Annotated in this window: 5 protein-coding genes; 2 read left to right on the plus strand and 3 right to left on the minus strand. The window is 71.8% G+C overall.

Translation table 11 applies throughout. From position 1 onward, the window contains the following. Window positions 1–735 (minus strand): lytic polysaccharide monooxygenase auxiliary activity family 9 protein (locus C1I93_RS28640; protein WP_111246381.1); only part of this gene is annotated, 735 nt, incomplete at its 3' end. Between the two features lie 366 nt (window positions 736–1,101). Between C1I93_RS28640 and C1I93_RS28645 the strand changes: the two genes are divergently transcribed. Next, complete coding sequence (locus tag C1I93_RS28645; RefSeq protein WP_111246379.1) at window positions 1,102–2,034, plus strand: PfkB family carbohydrate kinase; 933 nt, start codon at window positions 1,102–1,104, stop codon at window positions 2,032–2,034. 133 nt (window positions 2,035–2,167) lie between these two features. Here C1I93_RS28645 and C1I93_RS28650 read toward each other — a convergent pair whose 3' ends face one another. Then, on the minus strand, window positions 2,168–3,001 hold the full coding sequence (locus C1I93_RS28650) for an MBL fold metallo-hydrolase (protein ID WP_111246380.1): 834 nt from the start codon (window positions 2,999–3,001) through the stop codon (window positions 2,168–2,170). Next, window positions 2,998–3,402 carry a thioesterase family protein gene (locus C1I93_RS28655; RefSeq protein WP_111246382.1) on the minus strand — a complete coding sequence of 135 codons (405 nt, stop codon included), beginning with the start codon at window positions 3,400–3,402 and terminating at the stop codon, window positions 2,998–3,000. The genes C1I93_RS28650 and C1I93_RS28655 overlap by 4 nt, the downstream gene beginning before the upstream one ends. Before the next feature lie 186 nt (window positions 3,403–3,588). Here C1I93_RS28655 and C1I93_RS28660 point away from each other — a divergent pair. Next, window positions 3,589–4,574: phosphatase PAP2 family protein (locus tag C1I93_RS28660; protein WP_111246383.1), on the plus strand; the 986-nt coding region annotated here is incomplete at its 3' end.

Raw genomic sequence — 4,574 nt, forward strand, 5'->3', positions numbered from 1 at the left:
GGTCGGGTTCGGCGGCGGCGTGCTGCCACCACCGATGCCGGTCACCTCACCGTTGCCGCCGTCGAAGACCACGTCCGAGCAGCCGAAGAAGTTCTCCTGGCTGTCCGAGCGGACCCAGCGCGAGTAGATGATGTGCCGGCCGCTCTTGTTCGCCGGCAGGTTGCCGGTGAAGTAGTAGTGGCCGTCGTTGGTGCCGACCGCGCCGCGCTGCGGCGGGTTGGTCACCGTCAGGAACGGCTGCGCCTCAAGGTCGCTCCAGGCCAGCGCCCGGGTCGGGCTCCAGCTGTCCTTGGTCACGTAGAAGTAGAACGTGCCCGGGTGGTGCGCCCAGTTGCTGTACTTGAACTCGATGCTCCGACCGGCCGTCAGGTGGGTCAGCGGCCAGTCGTTGCGGGCCAGGTCGTAGCCGCGGAAACCGGTGGCGCCGCCGCTGCACAGCTGGCCGTCGGGGATGAAGCCGGTGGTCCGGCCGCCGGCGTCCGAGCGCAGCACACTGAACCAGTTGTAGAGCGAGTTCGTGCCGCTCTGCGCCACCGCGGCGGCACAGGCCGGGTTCTGCGGCCGGATCTCCCCGGTCTGGGTCAGACCGTCGCGCCAACAGAGGTAGGTACGGGCGCCGGGCGTCATCGCCGCGCCGTGGGCGGCGGCCGGCTCGGGGCTGGCGGTCACGACGACCGCTCCCGCGAGAAGAGTGAAAGCCGCAGTGAGCAGCGCGGCCAAACGTGGACGGTGCACGGGTTCTCCTGACTCGCGGGGCACCTGAGGATCGGTGGCCCCGCCGGAACGAGCGGGTGGCGAGAGAGAGACCGCCCGCTGGTGGGACGGATGCGACGACGCGGCGACGTGCGCCCAGGAAGCGTCACCGGCGGTCTGTCGACGCGTTGTGAATGCCCTCGCGCACAGATGAGCCCGGCGCCGGTGGCCCGCAGCCCCGCGCCACCCGGCACCCCTATCCCAGCACGCCGGTCGCCACTGTGCAATAGCCCTCTCTCGATGCGTACGACGAACGGGTCGGCGCTGATGCGGCAGCTTCCGGGGCCGGTCGGCACGAGCTGTGCCAGCCTTGAGCATCACGTACCTGTCACACGGAGAGGACACCAGATGGGATACGCGGTGGTGCTCGGCGAGGCACTCGTCGACCTGCTCGACACCGAGTGCGACGGTGCGCCGGTCTACCGGCAGGCCATCGGTGGTGCGCCGCTGAATGTCGCGGTAGGCGTCGCCCGGCTCGGCGGCGCGGTGCAGTTCGTCGGGTCACTCGGAGATGACGTACTCGCCGAGCGGATCCGTACCTTCCTCGCCGCCAACGGCGTCGGTCTGGCCGGGACGGTCGCCGCGGCCGTGCCGACCACCCTGGCCGTGGCCACCTTCTCCGGTGCCGAGCCGGACTTCCGGTTCTACGGCGAGCCGCCGTCGTACTCCCTGCTCACGGCCGAAGACCTCGACGCCACCCTGGTCGAGGGCGCCGACGTGCTCTACTGCGGCTCGATCGTGCTGCTGGCGCCGGCGACGTTGGCCGCCGCCCGGCGGGCCTGGTCGCTGACGCCGGGCCTGCGGGTCTTTGACCCCAACGTCCGTCCGCGGCTGCTGGACGGTCCGGCGGCACTGGCCGGACTGCGGTCGGTGGTCGCCGAGTTCGCCGCCGGGGCCCACCTGGTCAAGCTGAGCGCCGCCGACGCCGAGCTGCTCTATCCCGGCGAACCGGTCGAAGGGGTGGCGGCGTACCTGCGGGAACTGGGCGCCGGCACCGTCGTGGTCACCCTGGGTGCCGCCGGGGCGGTGGTCGCCGCCGAAGCCGATCCGGTACGCGTACCCGCGCCGAAGGTGGCCGCGGTCGACGCCACCGGCGCGGGTGACTCGGTGATGGCGGCCCTCGTCGCCGACCTGCTCGTCGACGGCGCACCTGTCGAATCGGACGGCTGGAACGAGCGGGTCGCCTTCGCGTTGCGGGTCGCCGGACTGGTCTGTGAACGGCCCGGGGGAGCCGTCGCCATGCCCAGCCGGGCCGAGGTGACCGCCCGCTTCACCACCTGACCACCTGACCACCCGACCGCCGGCCCGCCGGTGGCGGTCCGCCCCACCGGCGGTGCCGGCCGGTGTTGCGGTCTCAGCCGGCGTGTCGGCTGGCCCTCCCGCCTCGCTGGCGGTGCCGGCCGGTGTTGCGGTCTCAGCCGGCGGTGCCGTTCAGTTCGGCGTAGCCGCGCCGGGCGGCGAGCAGGGCCGGACGAGCCGGGAACGGGGCGTCGGCCGCGATCCGCTCCGGCGGTGCGCCGCCGGTGTGCCCGGCCCGGATCAACCAGGCCAGCTCGACCAGTTGGGCGTGCTGCGTCCGGACGAAATCGGCGTCCACCACCTCGCCGTGGCCGGGCACCACCACGGTGGCGGGGGTGGTCCAGCGCAGCAGCTCGGCAAGCGTGTCGGGCCACTGCAACGGGTACGAGTCCTCGAACGCCGGCGGGCCGGCCTGCTCGACCAGGTCACCGGCGACCAGCAGATCGGCATCGGGCACCTGCACCACCAGGTCGGCGTCGGTGTGCCCGCGACCGGGATGCCGCAGCAGCACCCGCCGGCCACCGACGTCGAGGGTGGCCTCGGTGTGCACCGTCCGGGTGGGTGCCAACAGGATGGTTTCCGCCAACTCGGCGGCCAGCTCGGGGTGCCCGTCGCGCAGTTCCGCGTACGCCTCGTCGTGAAGCCTGCCCGGGTCGTCGCGCAACGCCGCCGCGGCCAGTTCGTGTGCCCAGATCGGCCGGGGTGGGTCGGCGGCGAGGGTGGCGTTACCGAAACAGTGATCGAAGTGATGATGGGTGTTGACAAGTGTCAACGGGTCGGCGGTGACGGCCCGCACGGCGGCGGCCAACTCGGCGGCCTGCCGGGCGGTGGAGAGCGTGTCGACGAGCAGCGCCTCGCCGTCGCCGAGCACCAGCGTGACGTTCACCGCGAGCAGCGGCTCCCGCAGCACCAGCACGCGGTCGGCGACCTCGACGAAAGAGCCGGTCATGACGTCTGTCCCGCGCGTTCGACGAACCGGTGCCGGTCGACCAGGACCCGTTCCACCTCGCCGGCGGCCACCTCCTGATCGCCTTCGGTGACGGTGACCGTGAACACCAGCCGCCGTCGGTCGACCGAGGTGAGCCGGGCCTGGGCCGTGACCGTCCGGCCCACCGGCGTCGGCGCCAGGTGACGCAGCTCGACCCGGGTGCCCACGGTGGTGGACCCGGCGGGCAGCTGCCGCGCGGTCGCCGCCACGGTCGCCGCCTCGGCCAGCGCGAGCACCCGAGGGGTGCCGAGCACCGGCACGTCCCCGGAGCCGACCGCCTGAGCGGTGTCGGCGTCGGTGACGGTCATCTCGAGTCGGGCGGTCAGCCCCGGCGTCAGCGGATGATCCGACTGCTCCTGCATGGCCACAGCGTAGGCGTTCACCAGAATCCGTACGACGCGGGCGCACGTTCCGGGCGACCCGGCTGCTCGTCCCGTACGACGCGGGCACACGTCCCGGGCGACGCGGGCGCTTGTTAGGAGGGGGCCCCTTTAAGGCACGAGGCGTTAGCAGGGGGCCCTTCCTTGCACCCGTTAACCTTGTCCGCGATGTCTGCCGTGACCGACCCCCAGCCTGCCGTGCCCGCCGAGCCACCCGTGTCGCCCGACGGCGGTCGTCGCCGTGTCATCGCGATGTCGGTGTGGGGCGTCGCCTTCGTGGTGGGCTGGCTCGTCATCGGGCTGCCCACCGACCCGCTCTACGCCTTCTTCTGGATCTGGGCGGGGACCATCGCCTGGAACTCCGCCCGTCCGTGGCGCAGCCACCTGCGCTTCGCCCGGGACTGGGTGCCGGTGGTGTTGCTGCTTGTCGCCTACAACCTCTCCCGTGGCTTCGCCTACCACGACGGCACGGTCCCGCACGCGTACGAGTTGATCGTGGCGGATCGGCTGATGTTCGGCTGGGCGATGGACGGCCAGGTGCCGACGGTCTGGTTGCAGCAGCGCCTCTACCACCCCGAGGTGCACTGGTGGGACGTCCTGGCCAGCTGGGTGTACTTCTCGCACTTCGTGGCGGCACTGGCCGCGGCCACAGTGCTCTGGATGCGGGAGCGCAGTCGCTGGGCGGCCTTCATGCGCCGCTGGTTCTTCCTCTGCGCCACCGGCCTGGTCACCTACTTCCTCTACCCGGCCGCGCCACCCTGGTGGGCTGCGCAGAACGGCCTGCTGGAGGAGGTCGCCCGGATCTCCACCCGAGGGTGGAAGGCGTTCGGCATGCACGGTGCCGGCAACATGCTCAACGCCGGGCAGTTGGCGTCGAACCCGGTGGCCGCGATGCCGTCGCTGCACACCGCTTTCGCGCTGTTCGTGGTGGTCTTCTTCCTGCGCAACGTCCGGCGTCGCTGGTGGCCGCTGCTGCTGTCGTACCCCTTGGCGATGACCTTCACGTTGGTCTACAGCGGCGAGCACTATGTGATCGACGTGCTGGTCGGCTGGGCGTACGTCGGGATGACCTTCCTGGTGGTCGGCCTGGCCGTCCATCGCCCAGCCGAACATCAGCCGATCCGCCACGATCAACTCGTACGCGTGCGGGACCG

Source organism: Micromonospora endophytica, assembly GCF_003236305.1.
GTDB classification, from domain to species: domain Bacteria; phylum Actinomycetota; class Actinomycetes; order Mycobacteriales; family Micromonosporaceae; genus Micromonospora; species Micromonospora endophytica.